Here is a 19,934-nt window from a genome sequence, read left to right as displayed (position 1 = left end):
GTGGCGTGCTCGACCAGGCTGGCGACGCGGTCAGCGAGCATCTGCATGAACTCGATCAGGTCGAACCCCCCGACGAGGGTGTCGGCCACCTCGACAAAGATCGTCGCCAGGCGTTGTTCGGATACGGTCGTCATGGCAGCTTCCTGGCCTTTCCCGCGGTCCTGGTGGTGACACTGCTCATGCAGAGTCGGTGTCGAGACGGAGTTGGTGGGCGACAATGTCGGCGGCCACGTCGCTCAACGACCGGTCGGTGGCGTAGGCGTAGGCCCGGATTCGTGCCAGCGCCTCCGCGAGCGAAGAGCCCAGTTGGACCATCACCATGCCTTGGGCCTGGAACACCTGGGCGCGGTGCTCAAACGCCTCGTCCAGCTCATCCAAGCTGCGGCGCTCGAATGCCTCGTCCAGCTCATCCTTGCGGGTGGCTCGTTCCTGGCCGTCCAGCAAGGTTGTCACGACCTGGTCAGCAAACATCAGCGCCTGGCCCAGCTCCGGTCTGGACATCGACCCGGAACGGCTACGGAACACATCGAGGACACCGAGGCGAGCCGCCCCGACCTGCAACGGAAACGCGAACACCGCCCGGACTCCGGCATCCAGAACCGCGGTCGCGTACACCGGCCATCGGCTCATCGCCCCGTCGGCCAGATCGGGCACCAGAACGGGGCGACCGGCAGCGGCCGCGTCGATACACGGGCCCTCACCGAAGGTGAACTGCAACTCCTCGAGCCGCGCGGCGTTCGGATCCGACGCCGCGGCCATGCCATGAACACCATCGGAGGCCATCAGACTCAGCCCGACCCCCGAGGCCGAAAGCGCCCGCGCAGCGTCGATACAGACCCTTTCCAGCAGCTCCATCGTGCCGCCCACCTTCGGGAATAGCCGGTGCCGCGTCCGACGCCAGTGCGCTACCGTGGCCCGAGCCGATCACGGCAACAGGGCGGTGGATCACAGCCCCCCGCGGCGCAGTAGAAGCCGCACCGGCGACTGATCCTGTGGCCCTGTCGTCCGGAGAATTGCCGCAGCCAAGCGCGTGCCGGGCGATCGGACGCCGGACCAATATCACTCCTCGTAACGCTACCCCCACATGATCGCCACGCCAACGACGGCGACGCGGCCGTGAAGGTCGGGGAGGCGGCCGCAGATCGGACTGCGTACCCCGCCTCGGTGACGACCGCGACCTTCTGCTCGCGGCGCTTCGCCGACCGATCGCGCGTAGGGTGAGTCTGTCGCTCGGGACCCTGGTGGCCGTCCGCCCGTCGCCGTCTTCGACACGTATCACGAGCCCGGACCCCCGCCCCTCCGTTGACGTGGCACTCCGAGCCCAACCTCTGCCGCCCGCGCCTTCGTCGCGTTCCGCCGGTTGCGGACCGACCGCCGCCCGCCCGTACCGCACAGGCAGCCTGTCCCGTCGAGCTGGAAGACACCCGCATGGACGAGTTCCAGACCATCGTCTTCGTCGTGCTCATCACGATCGGTGTCATCGGCTTGGTCACCGCCTCATGCGCAATTCGCATCCTCCGGCCGTACGAACGCGGCGTGGTGTTCCGTTTGGGCCGGTTGCACGGAGATGGTCGCGGTCCCGGGCCGACCCTTATTGTTCCCGGTATGGACCGGCTGACCAGGGTCGACCTGAGGGTCACCACGGTGAGCGCGGCCGGCCGGGACGTCGTCACCCGCGACAGGGTTCCCGTCGGCGTCGACGCCGTCATCTGTTTCCGCGTCGTTGACCCGGTCAAGGCGGTCCTCAATGTCGGCAACTGCCGGCACGCGGTCTCCGAGATCGCGGAAGCCTTGCTGCGCACCGCTGTCAGCCGCGCCAGCCTCGATGATCTCCTGTCCGATCGCGACGACGTCAACATCGATATCATCCACGCCATCAACGCCGTCACCGAAGGTCCGTGGGGCGTGCAGGCCCAACGAGTCGACCTCAAAAACGTTGTGCTCCCCGAGTACGTCAAACGCGCCATGGCGTGGCAGACCGCTCACGAACGTCGGGGCCCTGTCATCGGCGCCGGCCGACAACACGAGTGGGCCCCGACACCGGCTGAATCCACTGCAAGCCGCAAGCGCCGACAACTGCCGGTCATGGTCGACGGCGCCCGGACTCGCCGCCAAGCATCACAACACTCCGCCGTACGTTCCCTGTGGGACTGCTGAACGTTCGATCACGACGGATGATTGCCCGCGGCCTCGTCCGGTGCGAGTGGTCCGGCTGACGGTCATCCCGGCCGACCGCGTGCAGGTGGTGCAGCGCCTCCCGGTGCGAATCCACCGGGCTGGTAACCACGTACGGCAGGCCGCGGCTGAGGCAGAACGCGCGCAACCACCGATTGAGCACGGCGATCACGCTGCCGGGGCCTGGAGCGACCGTTGCCGCTGCAACACTCAGAGCCAAATACCTTGCCTGGATGAAGCGCCTATATCGCTATAAATTGTGGCGTTTATCGCGGATCGCAAAAGATCTCTGCAATATATACCAAAATTAGCTGGCGCCGATCTCGGATGCAGGACATCGTGGGGCTTGTGACACAGACAATGCACAAGACCGACCAGGAACTGAAGACCGCCGTGACCGAGGAACTGCAATACACCCCGAGCATCGACGCATCCGGCGTCGAAGTGCAGGTCAACGACGGAACGGTGACGTTGTCCGGCGAGGTCGCCAGCCTGCCGGAGCGGCTCGCGGCGAAGCACGCCGCCATGCGGGTCGGCGGCGTCAAGAATGTCACCAACAAGACGTCCGTCCGCGCTCCGATCACCTCCGGCGTCAACGATCAGGACATCGCCCAGGCCGCCGACCAGATCCTCGCGTGGGCCGTCGACGTCCCGCCGAACGCGGTCACCGCCGACGTCCGCAACCACAAGGTCACCCTCTCGGGTCAGGTCACCTGGGAGTACCAGCGCAACGCCGCCGCGCGGGCGGTCACCTTCCTCAAGGGCGTCACGCGGATCAGCAACGAGATCTCGCTCGAGTCGCCGCCGCCGACCGCCGGCACCAAGGCAGCGGTCGAGGCCGCGATGCGACGCAACGCCGAGCTGAATCCGCGGCGGATCACGATCGACCTCGACGGATCCGAACTGACGCTGCACGGCAGCGTCGGGTCGTGGTCGGAGCGGCGCGAGGCGGAGCGATCCGCCTGGAGTGCCGCCGGCGTGACGAGCGTACGGAACGAACTGCACATCGCGTCCTGACCCGGCTGTGATCAACGGCTGCGAGCGCAGCCGCGCCCGCAGCCGTTGGACATGATGGATTCCTTCCGATGTCGGTGACGTCGTTCTCGGTCACGCCGTCGGCTCGACCGAGGCGAGGAAGCCGACCCGGAGTCGGTTGAGGGAGCCCCTCAACAGCCGGGAGACATGCATCTGCGAGATGCCGAGCTCGGCGGCGATGGCGGCCTGGGTCATCTCGTCGGAGAACCGCATGGCGAGGATGCGCCGCTCACGCAGCGGCAGCGCCGCGACGAGCCGGCCGAGCTCCCCATGTGACAGCCGCTCGTCGATGCGGGCGAAGCGCGGGTCGATGCGGCCGATCAGATCGACAAGTTCGGCGTCGTCGTTGCCGGTGTAGGACCCGCTGAGCGACTGCAGGCGGTACACCTGCGAGGCGCTGATCGCGTCCGCGAGTACATCGACGTCGACGCGCAGGTGGCCAGCGAGCTCGACGGCCGTCGGGGTGCGACCACGCAACTGCTCGAGGTCGCCGGTCGCCGCTCGGAGGCCGAGGACCAGTTCCTGCGTGGCGCGCGGGACATGCATGCCCCACACGGTGTCCCGGAAATGCCGTTTGAGCGCACCGACGATCGTAGGAAAGGCGTAGCTGGCGAACGGCACGAGCCGGTCCGGGTCGTAGCCGTCGATCGCTTTGACCAGTGCCAGCGCGGCGACCTGCGCGAGGTCCTCGAGGCGCTCGCCCCGACCGTCGTAGCGCCGCGCCAGCCGGTTGGCCAGCGGCAGGTTCGCTTCGATCGCCCGTGCACGCAGCGGTTCTCGATCAGGATGACCGGCCGGTAGATATCTGAGGGCACGGAGCAGCTCTTCCGTCGTCACCACCCGATCGGCCCGAAGACCTCGTCGTGCGGGGGCAGCGATGTGGACGGTCGGTGCCATGAGAAGAGTCATAGGGATCAACGCCCCTTTGGGGGTCAGGTCGCGGCGAGCGTTCGGGATGCCCGCCGTGACAGTTCGTCGGCGCGGACGACCCGGTGGCTGACCAAAACTCGGAGTGGTACCGGAAGGTGTTCTCGAGATCGCGGTGCCGCCGGCCGAAGCGGTCGATGCCCTGGTGCAGCAGCCGGTCGGCCTCCTTGTCGCCGAGGCTCGCGACGCGCTCAACCAGGGCGTGCGTATGGCGGCGGCGCGCCCTGCCATCCGGCGACACACCGCGCCGACCAAGTGCGCACCACATCCGGACCGGGACGCTGGCCCTCGCCGACGCCGGTGACCCTGACGACTCCACCGGACCCGCCGCCGGCAGCGGTCAACTGCGCGGCCGGCGCCAACGGGTCCGAGCCTGCCGACCCATACAGCTCGGCAGCTGCGGCGGCGACCTGACGGGCCAGGAACGCGCCGAGCTAGCCGACAGTGTCGCCGGGAACACAACGTGGTGTGCTTGTCCACGCCGATCGCGACGATGCTCTGCGGTTGCGTAGCCGCAGCGCAACAGGTTGAGCCGCTTGGTGTCCGCGCCGCTGCCGAGCGCGTCGGCCGCCAGGGCCTCACCTTCGGCTGTGATCACAATTCATACATTTGGCACGAGAGACGACCTCGATCAGTGGATGCGTCCATCAGCGACGGACTATCAGCCACCGGGGTCCGGAGCAGCGCCTTCACCCTACGCCTGTTCAGTCGATCGCACACGGCCCGGAAACGACCGGCACGCGGCCAGATCGCATGTGTCCAAGCGATCGGTTGGCAGGTCGATCTTCTCCGACAACCTGACCCAGGCCGAGATCGCCGCGCGAATCGCGATGTCACACCCGATTGGCACGCGGCCGCTACGCGCCAGTCTCGGCCGCCCTACCTCGCCCTGCGTCTCGGGTCGATCGATCCGACACGGGTCACCTCGTCGGGACGACCTCGATGACCTCGTCGCATGGGCGGCGCGGTGCCGACGGTACCGCGGGCGCGCTCTCGTTGACGCCGAGCCGGACGGTCAGTTGCGGGTACCCGGCCGGTGCGGCCACCCCGCGCAGTACCGTCCGCGCACCGGGGACCTCGACCGCGTCGCTCATCGCCGACGACGCCACCCCGACGGTTGTGGCGGTGAGCAGGACCGTGCTGAGCGCCTCCCCGGTGCGCAGCCAGTCCGTCCTGGTGTCTTGCGCGGTCGCGAACGCCAGGTAGGTGGTGTACCGGTCGTCGCCGGGGCCGGGAGCCAGGCCCGGTGTCGCGCCGGGAGCGACATCGTGTGCCGGCCCGGTCCGTGTCACCTTCGGGACGGCCGCCGTCGCCGGCACACCGTCGCGGGTCGTTGGGGCACGGTGGGTCGTCCAGGTGGCGATCTCGTCCTGGTAGCCGAGGTCGCGTTGCTCGACTGTCGCCGCTGACCGTGCGGCGAGTGCGCGGAAGCCCACCTGTGCCGGGTCGAACGCGTGCGTGCTGACCTCGAACGGTTCGGTGGTGTGCCGCAGCAGGTCTATCACCTCGTCCGGTACCGGCCGGACGCCCAGGAACGGACGCCGATCGGTGCAACGCGTACGCAACGCATGATGCAGGCGCATGTCTTCGGCTGTCACCTGGTGCGGGCCGGTGAGTGTCAGCCTGGCGAGCAGGTCCGGGTCGGCTGGATCGTCGATCCGTTCCACAGTGGCCGCGGCCCCGAGGACGGCGAGCACGACGGTGGCATGGTGCAGGACCGCGCCGCAGCTGACGATCATCAACCGGCCCTGCGGGTCGGTGGCGGTCAACTGGCGGGAAGAGTCCGCGTGCAGCTCGAGGGTGTTGCCGCGGATGCGCCAGCGCCACGGTTGAGAGTTCTCGATCGACGGGGCCAGACACGCCACGCGGGCCGCCTCGTACAACACATCCTCGGCCGACAATGACGCCGGTTGCTGCATCTCACCCATGTTGCGCCTCCATTCGCGTGCGCCTCCCACTGTGCTACCGGGATGGAGGTCGGCCGGTCGTGACCGCAGGGTCCGGACGGATGGGATCGCCGACACAAGCGCCGACCGCCGCGTCGGCACGCGACAACACGTCGCGAGTTCAACGGTACCTCCGTGCGACACCACCCCATCCCCACGTTGGCGTCACCGGCATGAACACCACCGTCCAGCACGTGATCTTCGGAACCGGCGCGATCGGCCTCGGCAGGCTCGACGCCCTGCGCCGTCGGGGTGAGCGCGGAAGACGCCCGCGACGCCGAAGCGGGTGACCGGGTTGTCAGCGTAGGCTGGCGAGTGGCAAGCCGCCGAGGTGTCGGAGGCGGCCTCGTGGTCAATTCGTCGGCGCTGCGGTGTCCGGGTGGGTCGCAGCGATGAACACCGATCGCCGGGCGCGGCTGTGGAGCCTGATCGTCGAACACGCGTCCGTTGGACCGGTCACGGTCGAGCACGTCTGTAGAACGCTATTGCGGCTACCGGTGTCGACAACGCCGGCGTCACGAGGGTGCGACGGTGTGACCGGTGGCCGCGAACTCCGACCGGCGCTGACATGACAGAAGACGCAGCCGGCTTGTCCAGATCGCCGTCCAATTCTGGGTACTGATGGCCGCCGTGGCACCAACGCTGAATGATCAGGGTAGGCTGAAACCGACCAGCCGTTGAGGAGTCAGTCGCGTTCGATCCGGTCTCTTGTCTTGCGCTGCCCGTCCGTTGCGGCCGCCCAAACCTTTGGGATATCGGAGGCGGCTCTCATGATCTCATCGTTGGTGCTCAGATGTCCGGATCAGGCAGTGTGGTGAGCATCGACCGCAGGATGCGGCTGTGGAGCCTCGCCGCGGCATATGCGGGAGGTGAGTCGGTCACGGTGGAACATGTGTGCATTACGGCAACCTCTGCCACCGGGACAGACGGCGCTGCCATCGCTGTAGCGCTGACCGCCACCCCCCGCGAAACCATCTACAGCAGCAATCGGCTCGCCTCGGAGGCGGAAGAGCTGAGTCTCATCCTCGGCGAGGGTCCGTGCGTGGACGCGCTCGCCGGCGGTCTGGCGCTGGTTCCCGATCTCAGCACCACCCACTGCCTGGCGCGGTGGCCGGTCTTCGCGCCGGCGGTCGTGGCAGCGGGTGTACGTGCGATCTTCGCGCTGCCGTTGCAGGTGGGCGCGATCCGGCTCGGTGTCCTGGACCTCTACCGCGCCGAACCGGGCGACCTGCACCAGGAGCAGTTGCTCGACGCGTTGACGCTGGCGGACACGGCATGCGCACTCCTGCTTGACGGCACCGGGCATGGCGCGCCGCAGGCACCGGGCCGGATCCTCGAACCGGCCGGACTGCAGCACCCCGAGGTGCACCAGGCCACCGGGATGATCAGCGTGCAGCTGGGGCTGTCGGCGGCCCTCGCCCTTGTCCGGCTTCGTGCCTACGCATACGTCAATGACCGGCGGCTGCGGGACGTCGCCCGCGACGTGGTCGCCCGCCGTCTACGATTCGATCCCGAGGGCTCCGATGACAGCGGTCGATCCGATGGTGACTGAGGCAACGCCGTCCGGGCGGCCCGGTCGGTCCGGTCGGTCCAACGATGCAGGTGGCCAGCAGGCCGGCGGCATTATGCTTGACGAGGGTGCTTGAGATGTCCAGGACCACGCTTGCCGATGTGCTCGTCGAGATGGCAGACACGCTCGTCGACGATTTCGATGTGATCGATTTCCTGCACGTGCTGACCGAGCGATGTGTGCAGCTGTTGGGCGTCTCGGCCGCCGGGATCCTGCTCACCGATCAGCAGGAAACCCTGCAGCTCGTGGCGGCCTCCTCGGAGCGGACCCGGCTGCTGGAGCTGTTCCAGCTGCAGACCGACCAGGGACCCTGCGTGGACTGCTTCAACACCGGGCAACCGGTGTCGGTCCCCGACCTTCGTTCCGCCGGCCGCTGGCCCCGGTTCACGGTCGCTGCCGCCGAGGTCGGCTTCACCTCGGTCCACGCGCTGCCCATGCGCCTGCGCACCGAGGTCATCGGCGCGTTGAACCTCTTCGGCGTCGAGCCCGGCGCACTGGACGACGGCCGGCTCCGCACCGGCAAGGCGCTCGCCGACGTCGCCACCATCGGGCTGCTGCAGCAACGCGCCATCCGTAGTCGCAGCATCCTCACCGAGCAGCTCCAGACCGCGCTGAACAGCCGGGTATTGATCGAGCAGGCCAAAGGTGTACTGGCCGAACGCCTGCGCGTGGACCTCGACCAGGCCTTCGCCCTGCTGCGTCACGCTGCCCGCAGTCGCAACCGTCACCTGTCCGAGCTCGCACAGGCGGTCGTCGACGGCACCGAGGCCATCCCGGATACTCCTGGGGCGAAATCCAAGCACTGACCGGACGTTGGCTACCGCATCCATGATTCGAGAATGGCTCCGGGCGGATTGCCGCCCGGAGCCCATCTATCCCTCGAAGAAAGCCTCAACCCGTTTGCTGTCAACGTCCTTGACAAGTGCGGCGTCCGCCCGTGCGGCGTTTTGCCGGCGAAGCAGACGTTTGATGGCCGACGATTTGCGGCTTAGTGCCATGCCCGGCTGCTGCGCTCGAGATCACGTGTGGCGTCTTCGTGTCGCTCATCCGGTCGATTCGGCCATCGACCGCTGGTCTACCGGCGGGTGCGCTGGCCGACTGGTTCGTCGGCCGGCGAGGACGGCGGTGCCGTTCGAGGTCCGGCCGCGGCACGACGCCGGCTGAGCATCCGCAGTTGCACGATGCGCGCCGTGCCTGGCAGCGCCACGAGCAGGATGCCGAAGACGGCCGCCAGCAGCAGTGCCACTCCCATCGGCAGTTGCCCGTGCGCGCCGAAGAACGACACCTCCGCGCGCTGACCGTTCTGCAATAGGAAGATCAACAACAGGAGCAGGACCAGTGCGAAGAGCACCGCAGCCACCCAGACCTCGCCCACCCGGGAGTGCGGGGTCGCCCTCGGGCGCGGCGGCGCGGCGGCGAGGTCGGCGCGGCTGTCGTGTCCGTTGATCGGCTGAGGGGTGCCCTGCGAGTGCTGCGGTGCGGTCATCACAACCGCCGCCTTTCAGATCAAGACTGCGATGCCCCTGCGGGCGGGAATAGATGGCGGCCGGTGTATCCGCCGAGACCCGGTGTGCGGAACGTGGCGGGCGAGGCGGTGGCACCACGTGCCGGCGGTGTCCTGGTGGGGAGCGGTGGTGTCTCGTGCGGGAACCGCCTTGTATCGGACCTCGACAGTGGGGGACCTCTCAGCGATGTGCGGATCGGCCACCGGGGTCTCGAGCGACGATGTCGATCCTACGCTTGTTTACCCGTGTCGGCTCGGCATCCGGTTCCTGGGCAGCACGGTTGAACAGCCGCAATCGTCGATGCCGACCGGCGGCCTTCGATCGTTTGTCGTTGATGTTCACCGGTGCGGCGCCGGGCGTCGTGTGGGCCGTGGCGAGTGCAGGGGGCGGGCCGCTCGCCGCGCTTCTCGCGGCAATGAGGCGTAGGGTGAGCATGTCGCTCCGGTCCTCGGCGGCCGTACGAGCCAAGCGCCATCTCCGATGCGGATTTCGGCGTCCTGACCGTCTACCTCTCGATAGTTCAGCCGAGCTGTTGGCTAGGGTTCCGTATGTGATCAGGACCGCCCGGTCCGCGCACCGCGCTGGCCGTGTCGGCCACGCTCACGGTCCTGGCATGCCCTGGTTCCCGGGCCTGCTCGTTGAGTTGCCGTCGACCGAGCCGACCTCAGTTCCGCCCGTCAGCGTTCGCGCTGCGGGACACGATCCACAAGCAATGCGAAGGAATGTGAGCGCGATGGTTGACATCGCCAACGTCCACAGCACCGCAACACAGCACGCCACCGGCACCACCACCAACCCGCTCGTCCCGGACCGGGACGTCATCGGACGCCAACCGACCGGCACCGCCGGTATCGCCCCGACGGACACCACCGGTGACCGTCGGCGCGGGGAGTCGGCGGTCCCGGGCGGAACGCGCTCCGCCGCGGCGACCCGCTACCTGCTGGCCGGGATCCGGCTGGCGCTGGGCTGGGTGTTCCTGTGGGCGTTCCTGGACAAGACGTTCGGGCTCGGCCACGAGACGGTCGCGGCGAAGTCGTGGCTCAACGGCGGCAGCCCCACCAAGGGGTTCCTCGGTTCCGCCGCGAAGGGCCCGTTCGCCGGGTTCTACCACTCGATCGCGGGAGCCGGCGTCACCGACGTGCTGTTCATGGCCGCGCTGCTCGGCGTGGGTGTCGCACTGATCCTCGGTGTCGGCATGCGCCTCGCCGCCGGCGCGGGTGCGCTGCTCACCGTCATGATGTGGACCGCTGTGCTGCCCCCGGCCAGCAATCCGTTCATGGACGACCACCTCATCTATGCCGCCGTCCTGATCGTCCTGGCCCTGCTGGGCGCCGGGAACACTCTCGGACTGGGCCGCCTCTGGACCTCGCTGCCGCTGGTGCGCCGCGCCCCCTGGCTGCGGTAACCGCATCCGGTACACACACCGCGCACGTCGGCAGTCAGCCGATCTCGTCGGGTTCGGCCGCTTCGGCTGCAGGACCTGACGAGGGCGGACCCACCAATCTTGAGAAGGCCGCGATGAACGATCAGACCGAACGACCCGACCGGCGCATCGTCGTCGGTGTCGACGGCTCGACGCACTCCAAGACGGCGCTGCGCTGGGCGATCGCCCAGGCCCGGCTCGCCGGCGCGACGGTCGAGGCCGTCAGCGCATGGCATGACCCGGCGCTGGTCGGCTACGCCTTCAGCGGCATACCCGTCATGTACGAGGGCGACAGCATCGCCACCATCACCGAGAAGGTCCTCGCCGAAACGGTCGCGGACGTCGCCGGCCAGCAGGACCAGCCCGTCGAAGTCCGCACCTGTGTCGTGCAGGGACACCCGGCCCAGGTCCTGCTGGAAGCGGCAACCGGCGCCGACATGCTGGTGCTCGGCAGCCGCGGTCACGGCGCCTTCGCCGGGATGCTGCTCGGCTCGGTGAGCCAACACTGCGTCCAACACGCATCGTGCCCCGTCCTCGTCGTACCCCAGCACTCCGAATCGTCCGAGTAAGCCCCGAGTAAGCCCCGAGTAAGCCCCGAGTAAGCCCCGACCGAGCCGGTCTGTAGCAGCGAGGCTCGTTGCTGCGGGACCGGTCCGGCACGTCCACGAGGAACACCACATGGTTCTATCCCCATCTTGTGGACACCGCACCACCGGTCGGCACCGACCACCTCGACGCCGACGCGGGGGAACAGGTCGACGAACGTCGCCCGCTCGTCGACCTGTCCGGGACCTGCGCACCACGCGGTCGGGGCTGTCGGTTCGGGAGGCCGCGCGCCGCCTGGTGGTCTACGGCCCGAATACGCTGACCCGCCGTACCGGTCGGCGCTGGCCCCGGGAGCTGCTCGGCCAGTTCTCCCAACCCCTCGCGGTCTTGCTCGCGCTGGCGGCGGTTCTGGCCTGGTTCGGCGGGACCCCGGCTCTCGCGGTCGCCGTCGTGGCCGTGATCCTGCTCAACGCGGGTTTCGCGTTCGTGCAGGAGATGCAGGCCGAACGCGCGGTCGAGGCCCTCGCCGCGGGGCAGTTGCACGACTTTCAGCTCATCGCCGTGATCGCCGTCCTGGACAGCTACGACGGCACGGCCGTCGCCCGCGGCGAGCGCGTAGGGTGGTGTTGTCGCTCCGGACCCTGGTGGCTCGCCGTCCACCGCCATCGATGCTTGGTCGCCCGGGCCGGATTGCCGGCGCATCGCGCTGAACGCTCCGCCCAGACGCGACATGGACCTCGCCTGGAGCCGACATGATCATCATGGCCATCATCGCAGGTGTCGCATATGCCATCCTGCTCTCCCGGTATCTCCCTCGGCGCTTGCGGGCCGCGGATGTCGGACCGAGCACGGGCAGGCCGCCAGCCCCACGCTCGACCCCGGCACTGCCGTGCCGCGCCTGCGGCGATCCTGCCGACCCCACCGCGTCGGCGTGGTCCGCATTGGACGATCACCAACTGACTCGGCTGCTCAAGGAGTCCTCGCCCTGAACCTCACATCGGGTGTCACGGCCCAGGGAACTGGATCGACGCCAGCCGCGCACCGTTCACGACGCCGCGAACCGGCGTATGGTGACGGAGCTGCTCCAGACCCCGGTGGCTGACCACCCTTTGGTGGATCGATGCGTCCCACCCGTCGCGGTCATCTCTCGCACCGCACGTATGCATCGTCGTCGGTCCGCTTCTGCTTGCTCGCCGTATCCGGCAACGATCGGAAGTTCTGTGATGGCAGTGCGATACGGACTTCTCAGCACCCATCCGCCGACCCGCTGTGGTTTGGCCACCTTCAACGCCGCATTGGCGGCGCAGTTGATGGTCGCCGACGGCTGGTCCGGCGGCATCGTCCGGGTCACCGCCGACGATGACGACCAGCACTCCGTCCCAGGCGTGGTGCACACCTGGCCGGCCGGCAGCGTCGCCGGGTGGCTGGACGCGGCCGAGGCGCTCAACGTCTTCGAAGCCACGCTCAGGATCAGCGAACCGCTCCAGCAACGCCGCCGCCTGCGGACGATCCGGCCAGGACAGCCGCTGGCTCTGTGACGTGTCGAAGTACTCCTCCACGATCCGGCCGTACCCGGCAATCAGCTCCTCGGCCGCGTCCCACTGCCATCGCCGCGACGATCCCCGCTCCTGAAACGCCGCAGTCGACACCCGCCCATAGAACGCGAACCGCATGGTGCCGCCCGCATCATCGGGTCGCCGACCCATCGACCCGCTCGGACGCACCTCCCGCATCCAGCGCGTCAGCGGATCATCGCCATCATGACCCGGGTTCGTCGACACCTCACACTCCGAACCAGCTGCGCAGACCATTGCACACCCATTGAGCAGGCCAACGGGCCAGGTCAGCCGCACGCGATGTGCGACTACGCTCGCCGCACGAGTTGCTTGGTTCATTCCCAGCGGGCGGACAGGCGAGGACAGTTCGACGCCAGGGCAGCTTCTCCGATCGGCGCTTGATCCACCGCCCTAAAGACAACGCCGTTAGGTAGTCATTAGTCCGGTTTGTGGGTCGTTGATCACGATCCGACCACGATCCGGGTCGACACGGCTGACACGATGCTCACCGCGTTCGACGGCACGGTGTTCGACCTCGCTGCCACCGCCGACATCACGGCGCAGTTCGCCACCCCGAGCGCGGGCCGGTTCCCCCAGGCCCGCCTCGTCACCCTGGTCGCCCGCGGGACCCGGTGGGTTATCGCCGCCCGGCTGGGCTGCTCAGGCCCCAGCGAGCAGCACCTGGCCGACCAACTCTTGGACGCGTTGCTGCCGGGCACCCTGAACCTCGCCGATCGGAACTTCTTCTCCATGGCCCAGTGGGTCGCGGGCTGCGACCAGTCCAACGCACAACGATGGACCCTGCCGTAGCGATCAAACGCCGGGTATGCCGCAGGACGACTCAGCCTGGTCAACGCTGCGATTCCCGGCCCGCGCCCGGGCGGCGGGCCCGGGCAGGTTCAAGGTGTCAGGGAGACCGAGTGAGTTCGGCACGGTTCACGCATTTCGTGCGGCGCGCCGTGGCCTCCGCCATACGCTGTCGGCGTGGGGTACTGGGGCAAACGCGACGACATGATCGTGCACGACGTGGAGCCGTACAACGCCGAACCTCCGTGCGCCATGCTCGACGGTCGTTCGCTAACCCCGCTGGACACCTTCTACAGCCGCAATCACGGTCCGGTGCAGCAGATCGATCCGGACGAGTGGCGGCTGGATGTGGACGGGCTCGTCGACACTCCCCTTACCTTGTCGCTGACCGAGCTTCGTAACCGGTTCGCCAGCCGCACGGTGGTGGCCACGCTGCAGTGCGCGGGCAACCGGCGCGTCGAGTTGGCCGCGTTCCGCCCGATCCCCGGCCAAACCCCCTGGGGATCAGCCGCGATCTCCACGGCCCAGTGGACCGGCGCCGCGCTGGCCGACGTGCTCGCCGCCGCCGGCTTGTGCCTGGACGCGCAGCACATCGCGTTCGCCGCCTCCGACGTGTCGCACGTTCCCGACCCGCCGCAGCCGTTCGGTGCGTCTATCCCGGTCGCCAAGGCGCTCGCCGACGAGGTACTGCTGGCCTGGGAGATGAACGGGGTGCCGCTGCCCGCCGTGCACGGAGCGCCGGTCCGAGTCGTGGTGCCCGGCTACATCGGCGCCCGCAGCGTCAAGTGGGTGCGACGCCTCACCGCGCAGGAACATCCGTCCGACAACTACTTCCAGGCCAAGGACTACCTGCTCCTGCCCGCCGATGCCGATCCGGCCGCGGCGGCGTCGGGACAGGGGCTGTCCCTCGGCGTAGCCGCCCTCAACGCGGCCATCCTGCGTCCCAGCGACCGCCAAACGCTGCCGGCCGGCCCGATTCAGGTGAGCGGGTACGCGTCCGCCGGCGACAATCGGGGCGTCGCACGGCTCGACGTCTCCGTCGACGGCGGCCAGCATTGGTCGCAGGCGGACCTCGAACCCGCAGCCGGGCCCTGGGCCTGGCGCCTGTGGCAGGTGACCGTCAAGCTGCCCCCCGGACCTGGGGTGATCGTCGCCAGAGCATGGGACACCAGCGCCGTTGTCCAGTCCGAAAGCGCCGAACACCTGTGGAACCCATTGGGCTACATGAACACCGCCTGGGCCAGGGTACGCGTCACCGGCGGACTGTAACGACCAGGTATTGATCGCCGATGCTGATGCCCCGGCGAAGCGGAAGCTGCCGCCCGGTCTGAGGGTCGAGTGGAGTGTCAACGAGGAACTCCGATACCCGTCGGACAGCGTCGCGGATCAGAGTGCCAACCATCCAGTAATCGTTCCAGTCCGGAGGTAGACGGGTGAAGAGCGCAGCGGCTGCCGCCCCGTCCTCGGGGGCATGCGCCAAAGTCTATGCAGTCGATGCCGACAGAAGATTCCTCTACGAATGGCACGCGGCGTCGCGGGCCGGACCGTCGCCCGTCTCCTTCACCACGGGCGGCTCGACGGAGCAGACCTCTCGGCGCAGCCGGCACCGCGTGTGGAACCGGCAGCCGCTCGGCCAGGCGCACCACCTACGCCGCAGCTACGACCATGCTCAACTGCGGGGTCACCGCCCGAGCTTTCGGCATACCTTCAGCGCAGGGTTGCCGATCGATCGGCATCAGCCATGCCGCTGTCTACAGTGGAGCATTGTGCCCGAACGGGCAATTTCGCGGTACGGGTTTATCGATGCGGGAATCCCGGCTAGCGCCGCTACATCTGGGGCGCTGGCGATTTCCAGTCGCAACGCGGTATCGCGCGGGCCGCCGCAGGACACGATCAACGTAGTAGCCCGTTCAACGCGGTGCGCCTCGATCGGCGGCCATCCTCGAAGGCCCCGCGTCCGTCAAGAACATCAAGCGCGCCATCATCACAGACGGCGCGCCCGGGTGCTTGGTGCACATAAGTAACCTGCGAGGCAATTTTCCTTCGCCGGCATTGTCCGGATCAGGTAAATGGGGATCGCCGTCCAACCTCTCCGATCTTTCGGCCTCTCAGCTCCACTGGGCTAATAGCTTCGCTCTCCCGCTTGTCCCGCAGGCAGTTGCCACGTTACGCCGGAACCCAGCAGGTGCGGGGTGAGAGCTCGGGTGAAGCTGTGGGGCTCGCAAATCTGGTCCGAAGGCCGTGACGTGCGGTTTTGCGCGAGATCCACGGACGATGTCGACGATAATCCAGGCCATGAGTGCGTCGCTGGTGTACCTGCTGCTGCGTCAGATTCTGCACATGTTGACCCCGCTGGCCCGGGACGGCGGCGCAAAGGACGTCGAGCTGCTGGTGTTACGGCATCAGGTGGCGGTGCTGCGCCGGCAGGTGCGCCGCCCCGATCTGCAGCCCGCTGACCGGGTGGTGTTGGCGGCGTTGTCGCGGCTGCTCCCCCAGGCCACGCTGGACAGCGTGTTTCGTCACCCCCGCGACCCTGCTGCGCTGGCACCGGCAGTTGATCGCCCGACGTTGGACGTATCCGCACACGCGTGTGGGGTGCCGAAACTCGGCTAAGCCCGTGACCTGGCATTCAGTCTCTCTTCTGACCGAAAAACCTATGGGTGAGTGGGCAGGCGGCAGCACCCGGCGGAGCCGGGTTGGGTTGTGGCCCCGTCAGGTGGCACGGGCGAGTGTGACCTGGTAGCCGAGGGCTTCGATCTGGCGGACGTGGTTGCGGATCTTGCGGTCCTTGTCGAGCCGGGTGGTGTGGTACTCGACGCCGAGGTCGTGGTAGGTGGCGTTGGGGTCGGTCAGCAGGTGCCAGATGATGACCAGGATGGAACGGGCGACGGCGACCAGGGCCTTGCCTTTGCTTCGGCGTTTGACGATGCGCCGGTAGCGTTCGCCGAGGAACGTGCTGGTGCGGGCGGCGGCCCCGGCGGCCTGGCCGAGGACGCCTTTGAGGTAGGGGTTGCCTTTCGGTGTCTTGCCGGTTTGGTGCTTGGCGCCGGACTGGATCGTTCTGGGCACAGCTTGGCCCAGGACACCAGATGCCCGGCGGTGGGGGAAGCGGGTCATGTCCAGGCCGATCTCGGCGAGGACGACCTGGGCGCCCTCGGGGCTGATCCCGGGTATCCGGGTCAGTCGGTGCACCGCGGACGGGGTGTTCACCCGCGGCCCGTGGGTGTCGGGCGGGTCGGCGCCATCGCCGGTGTCGGCGGCCGGCCGGGGGGAAGGTCGGTCAGGAGCTGGTCGATGCGTGTGGTCAGCTTGTCGATCTGCCCGGTCAGGGCGTCGATCTGGTCGAGCAGGATCTGGGCGAGTTCGGCGTGGTGCTCGTCGAACCGGCCGGTCAGCGCCTCGACCAGGGCGGGGTGCTTGCTTTTCATCCGGCCGCGGACCAGGGCGGCCAGGGTGTGCGGGTCGCGTTCACCCTGGATGAGTGCCTCGATCATGTCGCGGGTCGACAGGGTGGTCAGGGTGCTGGCCACCGCCGGCACCTTGATCAGGGAGTCCTCCAGGAGCTTTTCCAGGCGCTGCCAGTGCCGGGTCCGTTCGCGGGTCAGGTCCACCCGCATGCGGGTGTAGTCGCGCAGGACCCGGATCTGGCGTGGTGGGACGAACGAGGGCCGCGGCAGGCCCTTCTCGGTCAGTTTGGCCAGCCACACCGCGTCGAGCTTGTCGGTCTTGGGCCGGCCGGGCACGTTCTTGACATCGCGGGTGTTGACCAGCCGCACGTCCAGACCGCGCCCCTCCAGCAGGTAGAAGAAGATCCGCCAGTAGTCCGAGGTCGACTCCACGGTGACTTTCTCGACCCCCTCCCGCAGCAACTGCTCGCCGAGTTCGAGGACCGCGCCGGTGGTTGCCTTCACGGTCCACAACCGGCTGCTACGCCGCTGCTCGCCCGGCGCCCGCACGCAGACCTGCCCGGACTCCTTGGCCACATCGATGGCGCACACCCGCTCGATGATGCGCTCGTGTTCCTCGTCGACGATCTCCTGTGGCCTACTCGCCGCCATGGCTGGCACCTCCTGCCGCCGCTGGATCCATCTGTCCAGGTGGCGAGGTGCCGGGGGCCTCGGTCGGGAACCGAAAATTCTGACCGGCGTGCTCAAGGCAACAGTGTGCGACCCATCCAGGTCGGGGCCCCGGCGCCAGACTTGATCACGGGCTCGGGTCCCAGGAAGGGGTCGGCGTCGCGGACACCCCGCCGGATCCCAGCAGATCATCTGCCAGGCGACACCGCCAGTCCAAAGCGCCATCGGCCTGGCTGCGGTCCGTTTTCACGCCGCGCGGCGCCCCCGCAGGGAACAGGAGACTTGATCGACCTACGCGATCGACTTGAACATGTTCAGGAACCGGGTCTCATGACTTGAACGCGTTCATCTACAGACGCCATCGCCGGGCATACCTCGGGCAATGCCCAGGTCACGGGCTCAGCCGAGTATTGGCACCCCACAGACCGACCGGGGCGGCGATCGCGGCCGCGGCCGACGCCACCTGGTACAGGGAGTGCTGCTCGCGCTCCTCGCGCGACAGAAGACCGGCCGGGGCGGCGCGTCGAGGTCTCCCTGTACGACTCCATGCTGTCCGTCCAGATGCAGGAGGCCACCATGCTGCGCACCCGAGGCGCCGAACTCAACTGGGCCGCGCAGCCGCTGTGCGGCGCGTTCGAGACCACCGACGGCGCCGTGGTCCTGGTAGCCGTACCGTCGCCGGTGCACCTGTCCGAGACACCGGCGACGGTACGGCTACCAGCGCCGCCGCTTGGCCAGCACACCGAGGAGATCAGGGCAACGCTGGAAGGTCCGGCGCATTGAGGCGTCGGATAGGTCGCTTCGAAGGTCGAAACGCCGGCGAAATGTGGCGCAGTTCTGTGACGTTGCCCTCGGGCGTGCGGAGCAGTGGCGACTTCCTGTCGTCCGGGCGCCGACGAGAAGCGTGGTCACCAAATGTAGGCGGGGATACTTGACAGCGTCTGGATCCGCAGCAACAGCGATCCCAGCTGGATACGGGTTGGGTACGGCGTCTGGCGCCAGGTAGGTGTCCAATTCCGCAATTTGGCTGAGGCGCTGGGCGGGAGAGAGGCACAGAGCGTTCGGTGCTCGCGGAAGGGGCCGACGGTGGTTGACAACATCGAACTGATCATGCGATTTCACCCGGTGGGCGGTGAAGATGTCTCCGTGCTGAGCGCGGACTTCGGTGGGCCGGAGGAGGCGGTGGAGGCGATTGCCCGGGCTCTGGACGGGCGGCGCGGCTTGGTCTTGACCCATGCGAGGTACAACCGCGAGGCCAACGAGAATGGGGTGGTCATCAACCTCGCCAACGTGGTGTCCGTGCGGGTGTCGAAGACCGACAGCGACGCGACGGGCCAGTACCTGTAAACGGCGCGGGCCCGCGGGTCTCCGGTCGCCTCCACGTACGCCGCGAGCCCGAGCAGCGCCTCGCCGGTCGCGTCCGCCCCTTGGGCGATCAGCCACGCCGGTACTGCGACCCCGTCGATCTGCAGCAGCTGCCCGTACCGAGCGAGCGGCTGGCGCTCCACCGCCGCGAGGGCGAGGGTGAAGCGGTCCCGCAGGAACGCGGCGAAGCCGGCATCGGCCCGATTGGAACGCGGCGTAGCCCTCGCCCAGCGCCCACAGCGTCCGGGCCAGCCAGTACGAGTCAGCGCTGTCCGAAGGGTCGGGGCTTTCCGCCAACAAGCCCTCAGGGCCCGGGCCGCCGGGGTTGTCCCGGCCATCGACGGTGGTGATCGGCGACCGGGGCGTGGCTCCGTCCCGGTCGATCAGGCGGTCGCTGACCTCGGCATGGAGTTCGGCGAGGTATCCGCCGGCTGGGGTTTCGGCCCAGGCAGTGCCAGACGGAAAATGTTCTTCCAGACGTTGGCGGTCTGACGGATCAATGAGCCGGTGTTGTATCGCAGGCCGTAGCGCTGACAGAGGTCACGGACCTTGGGAGCGATCTCGGCAGGCAGGATGGAGGCCGTTAGCAGTGTTCGGCCGCTGACTTCCAGGCCCCGCTGGACCATGATGACCCGGCGGATGTAGCGGGCGTCGCCGTCGCCGAGGCTGGCGGTCACCGCATCTCGGAGCTGGTCCAGTTCGCGGCCGATCTCCTTGATGTCGACCTCGGACAGATGAGCGGTAACGCCGGCGGACACAGGTGCGGTAGCTGTCATTGAATGGTCTCCAACTGGTCGCTTACAGGTCGATCTCGACCGGACCTGCGGCCGCTGACACACAGGTTTGAATCAGCTCTCCCTCGTCGCCGTGCTCGCGACCGGTGCGCAGGTCGCGTACCCGGCCTACACGCAGCCGGGCCGCGCAGCTGTAGCAGATGCCCATGCGGCAGCCGCTGGGCATGAGCACACCGGCGTTCTCGCCGGCGACCAGCAGCGGGGTGGCG

The 19,934-nt window shown here is 68.2% G+C and carries 21 protein-coding genes; 13 read left to right on the top strand and 8 right to left on the bottom strand.

The annotated features are described in order from the left end of the window. Positions 1-177: 177 nt before the first annotated feature. On the bottom strand, positions 178-855 hold the full coding sequence (locus ACFPIJ_RS52430; RefSeq protein WP_380127042.1) for a GAF and ANTAR domain-containing protein: 678 nt from the start codon (positions 853-855) through the stop codon (positions 178-180). A 573-nt stretch (positions 856-1,428) separates the two neighbouring features. On the opposite strand from ACFPIJ_RS52430, the gene ACFPIJ_RS52425 reads away from it, so the two are divergent. Together ACFPIJ_RS52425 and ACFPIJ_RS52420 are read left to right on the top strand one after the other, a co-directional pair. Further along, positions 1,429-2,157, top strand: a complete 729-nt coding sequence (locus ACFPIJ_RS52425) for an SPFH domain-containing protein (RefSeq protein ID WP_380127041.1) — start codon at positions 1,429-1,431, stop codon at positions 2,155-2,157. Positions 2,158-2,523: 366 nt separating this feature from the next. Continuing rightward, the gene (locus tag ACFPIJ_RS52420) at positions 2,524-3,192 is read left to right on the top strand and encodes a BON domain-containing protein (RefSeq protein ID WP_380127040.1); all 669 of its coding nucleotides are present in this window, start codon (positions 2,524-2,526) and stop codon (positions 3,190-3,192) included. Positions 3,193-3,282: 90 nt separating this feature from the next. On the opposite strand, the gene ACFPIJ_RS52415 is transcribed toward ACFPIJ_RS52420, so the two are convergent. Next, entirely contained in the window at positions 3,283-4,047 is a 765-nt protein-coding gene (locus ACFPIJ_RS52415) for a sigma-70 family RNA polymerase sigma factor (protein ID WP_380127039.1), read from the bottom strand. 1,010 nt (positions 4,048-5,057) lie between these two features. Then, a complete protein-coding gene (locus tag ACFPIJ_RS52410) occupies positions 5,058-6,065 on the bottom strand; it encodes an Acg family FMN-binding oxidoreductase (protein ID WP_380127038.1) in 1,008 nt (335 codons plus the stop codon). Positions 6,066-6,876: 811 nt separating this feature from the next. Here ACFPIJ_RS52410 and ACFPIJ_RS52405 point away from each other — a divergent pair. Next, positions 6,877-7,635, top strand: a complete 759-nt coding sequence (locus ACFPIJ_RS52405; RefSeq protein WP_380127037.1) for an ANTAR domain-containing protein — start codon at positions 6,877-6,879, stop codon at positions 7,633-7,635. A 44-nt stretch (positions 7,636-7,679) separates the two neighbouring features. After that, the gene (locus tag ACFPIJ_RS52400) at positions 7,680-8,459 is read left to right on the top strand and encodes a GAF and ANTAR domain-containing protein (RefSeq protein ID WP_380127036.1); all 780 of its coding nucleotides are present in this window, start codon (positions 7,680-7,682) and stop codon (positions 8,457-8,459) included. A gap of 269 nt (positions 8,460-8,728) precedes the next feature. Here the strand turns inward: ACFPIJ_RS52400 and ACFPIJ_RS52395 are convergent, their stop codons facing one another. Continuing rightward, a complete protein-coding gene (locus ACFPIJ_RS52395) occupies positions 8,729-9,139 on the bottom strand; it encodes a LapA family protein (protein WP_380127035.1) in 411 nt (136 codons plus the stop codon). Between the two features lie 752 nt (positions 9,140-9,891). Between ACFPIJ_RS52395 and ACFPIJ_RS52390 the strand changes: the two genes are divergently transcribed. From ACFPIJ_RS52390 to ACFPIJ_RS52360, 7 genes are all read left to right on the top strand, one after another. After that, the gene (locus ACFPIJ_RS52390) at positions 9,892-10,563 is read left to right on the top strand and encodes a DoxX family protein (protein WP_380127034.1); all 672 of its coding nucleotides are present in this window, start codon (positions 9,892-9,894) and stop codon (positions 10,561-10,563) included. A 113-nt stretch (positions 10,564-10,676) separates the two neighbouring features. Then, on the top strand, positions 10,677-11,150 hold the full coding sequence (locus tag ACFPIJ_RS52385) for a universal stress protein (protein ID WP_380127033.1): 474 nt from the start codon (positions 10,677-10,679) through the stop codon (positions 11,148-11,150). A gap of 109 nt (positions 11,151-11,259) precedes the next feature. Next, positions 11,260-11,883 (top strand): cation-transporting P-type ATPase, encoded by a 624-nt coding sequence (locus ACFPIJ_RS52380; RefSeq protein WP_380127032.1) that lies wholly within the window; start codon positions 11,260-11,262, stop codon positions 11,881-11,883. 467 nt (positions 11,884-12,350) lie between these two features. Further along, the gene (locus ACFPIJ_RS52375; RefSeq protein WP_380127031.1) at positions 12,351-12,665 is read left to right on the top strand and encodes a hypothetical protein; all 315 of its coding nucleotides are present in this window, start codon (positions 12,351-12,353) and stop codon (positions 12,663-12,665) included. A 465-nt stretch (positions 12,666-13,130) separates the two neighbouring features. Next, complete coding sequence (locus ACFPIJ_RS52370) at positions 13,131-13,493, top strand: hypothetical protein (RefSeq protein WP_380127030.1); 363 nt, start codon at positions 13,131-13,133, stop codon at positions 13,491-13,493. 174 nt (positions 13,494-13,667) lie between these two features. After that, complete coding sequence (locus ACFPIJ_RS52365; RefSeq protein ID WP_380127029.1) at positions 13,668-14,759, top strand: sulfite oxidase; 1,092 nt, start codon at positions 13,668-13,670, stop codon at positions 14,757-14,759. Between the two features lie 1,026 nt (positions 14,760-15,785). After that, positions 15,786-16,103, top strand: coding sequence for a hypothetical protein (locus ACFPIJ_RS52360; RefSeq protein ID WP_380127028.1), 318 nt, complete (start codon positions 15,786-15,788; stop codon positions 16,101-16,103). Positions 16,104-16,202: 99 nt separating this feature from the next. Here the strand turns inward: ACFPIJ_RS52360 and ACFPIJ_RS52355 are convergent, their stop codons facing one another. After that, a complete protein-coding gene (locus ACFPIJ_RS52355) occupies positions 16,203-16,700 on the bottom strand; it encodes a transposase (RefSeq protein ID WP_380127027.1) in 498 nt (165 codons plus the stop codon). Next, positions 16,697-17,548 carry an IS110 family transposase gene (locus tag ACFPIJ_RS52350; RefSeq protein ID WP_380127026.1) on the bottom strand — a complete coding sequence of 284 codons (852 nt, stop codon included), beginning with the start codon at positions 17,546-17,548 and terminating at the stop codon, positions 16,697-16,699. The genes ACFPIJ_RS52355 and ACFPIJ_RS52350 overlap by 4 nt, the downstream gene beginning before the upstream one ends. Before the next feature lie 594 nt (positions 17,549-18,142). On the opposite strand from ACFPIJ_RS52350, the gene ACFPIJ_RS52345 reads away from it, so the two are divergent. Next, positions 18,143-18,349, top strand: coding sequence for a hypothetical protein (locus tag ACFPIJ_RS52345; protein ID WP_380127025.1), 207 nt, complete (start codon positions 18,143-18,145; stop codon positions 18,347-18,349). Positions 18,350-18,652: 303 nt separating this feature from the next. Then, complete coding sequence (locus ACFPIJ_RS52340; protein ID WP_380127024.1) at positions 18,653-18,913, top strand: hypothetical protein; 261 nt, start codon at positions 18,653-18,655, stop codon at positions 18,911-18,913. A 401-nt stretch (positions 18,914-19,314) separates the two neighbouring features. On the opposite strand, the gene ACFPIJ_RS52335 is transcribed toward ACFPIJ_RS52340, so the two are convergent. Continuing rightward, positions 19,315-19,707, bottom strand: a complete 393-nt coding sequence (locus tag ACFPIJ_RS52335) for a hypothetical protein (RefSeq protein ID WP_380127023.1) — start codon at positions 19,705-19,707, stop codon at positions 19,315-19,317. 22 nt (positions 19,708-19,729) lie between these two features. Beyond that, on the bottom strand, positions 19,730-19,934 hold a 205-nt coding region (locus tag ACFPIJ_RS52330), incomplete at its 5' end, for a 2Fe-2S iron-sulfur cluster-binding protein (RefSeq protein WP_380127022.1).

This window comes from Dactylosporangium cerinum, assembly GCF_042653625.1.
Taxonomy (GTDB): Bacteria; Actinomycetota; Actinomycetes; order Mycobacteriales; family Micromonosporaceae; genus Dactylosporangium; species Dactylosporangium cerinum.
The sequence above is the reverse complement of the archived record's forward strand: the minus strand, read 5'-3'. Positions and strand labels throughout refer to the sequence as shown.

Excerpts from the sequence above, each read along its gene's own strand:
- ACFPIJ_RS52430 (WP_380127042.1), bottom strand. The coding sequence starts at position 855 with ATGGAGCTGCTGGAAAGGGTCTGTATCGACGCTGCGCGGGCGCTTTCG.
- ACFPIJ_RS52425 (WP_380127041.1), top strand. The coding sequence starts at position 1,429 with ATGGACGAGTTCCAGACCATCGTCTTCGTCGTGCTCATCACGATCGGT.
- ACFPIJ_RS52410 (WP_380127038.1), bottom strand. The coding sequence starts at position 6,065 with ATGGGTGAGATGCAGCAACCGGCGTCATTGTCGGCCGAGGATGTGTTG.
- ACFPIJ_RS52405 (WP_380127037.1), top strand. The coding sequence starts at position 6,877 with ATGTCCGGATCAGGCAGTGTGGTGAGCATCGACCGCAGGATGCGGCTG.
- ACFPIJ_RS52400 (WP_380127036.1), top strand. The coding sequence starts at position 7,680 with ATGCAGGTGGCCAGCAGGCCGGCGGCATTATGCTTGACGAGGGTGCTT.
- ACFPIJ_RS52395 (WP_380127035.1), bottom strand. The coding sequence starts at position 9,139 with ATGACCGCACCGCAGCACTCGCAGGGCACCCCTCAGCCGATCAACGGA.
- ACFPIJ_RS52390 (WP_380127034.1), top strand. The coding sequence starts at position 9,892 with ATGGTTGACATCGCCAACGTCCACAGCACCGCAACACAGCACGCCACC.
- ACFPIJ_RS52385 (WP_380127033.1), top strand. The coding sequence starts at position 10,677 with ATGAACGATCAGACCGAACGACCCGACCGGCGCATCGTCGTCGGTGTC.
- ACFPIJ_RS52380 (WP_380127032.1), top strand. The coding sequence starts at position 11,260 with ATGGTTCTATCCCCATCTTGTGGACACCGCACCACCGGTCGGCACCGA.
- ACFPIJ_RS52375 (WP_380127031.1), top strand. The coding sequence starts at position 12,351 with ATGGCAGTGCGATACGGACTTCTCAGCACCCATCCGCCGACCCGCTGT.
- ACFPIJ_RS52360 (WP_380127028.1), top strand. The coding sequence starts at position 15,786 with ATGAGTGCGTCGCTGGTGTACCTGCTGCTGCGTCAGATTCTGCACATG.
- ACFPIJ_RS52350 (WP_380127026.1), bottom strand. The coding sequence starts at position 17,548 with ATGGCGGCGAGTAGGCCACAGGAGATCGTCGACGAGGAACACGAGCGC.
- ACFPIJ_RS52345 (WP_380127025.1), top strand. The coding sequence starts at position 18,143 with ATGCTGCGCACCCGAGGCGCCGAACTCAACTGGGCCGCGCAGCCGCTG.
- ACFPIJ_RS52335 (WP_380127023.1), bottom strand. The coding sequence starts at position 19,707 with ATGACAGCTACCGCACCTGTGTCCGCCGGCGTTACCGCTCATCTGTCC.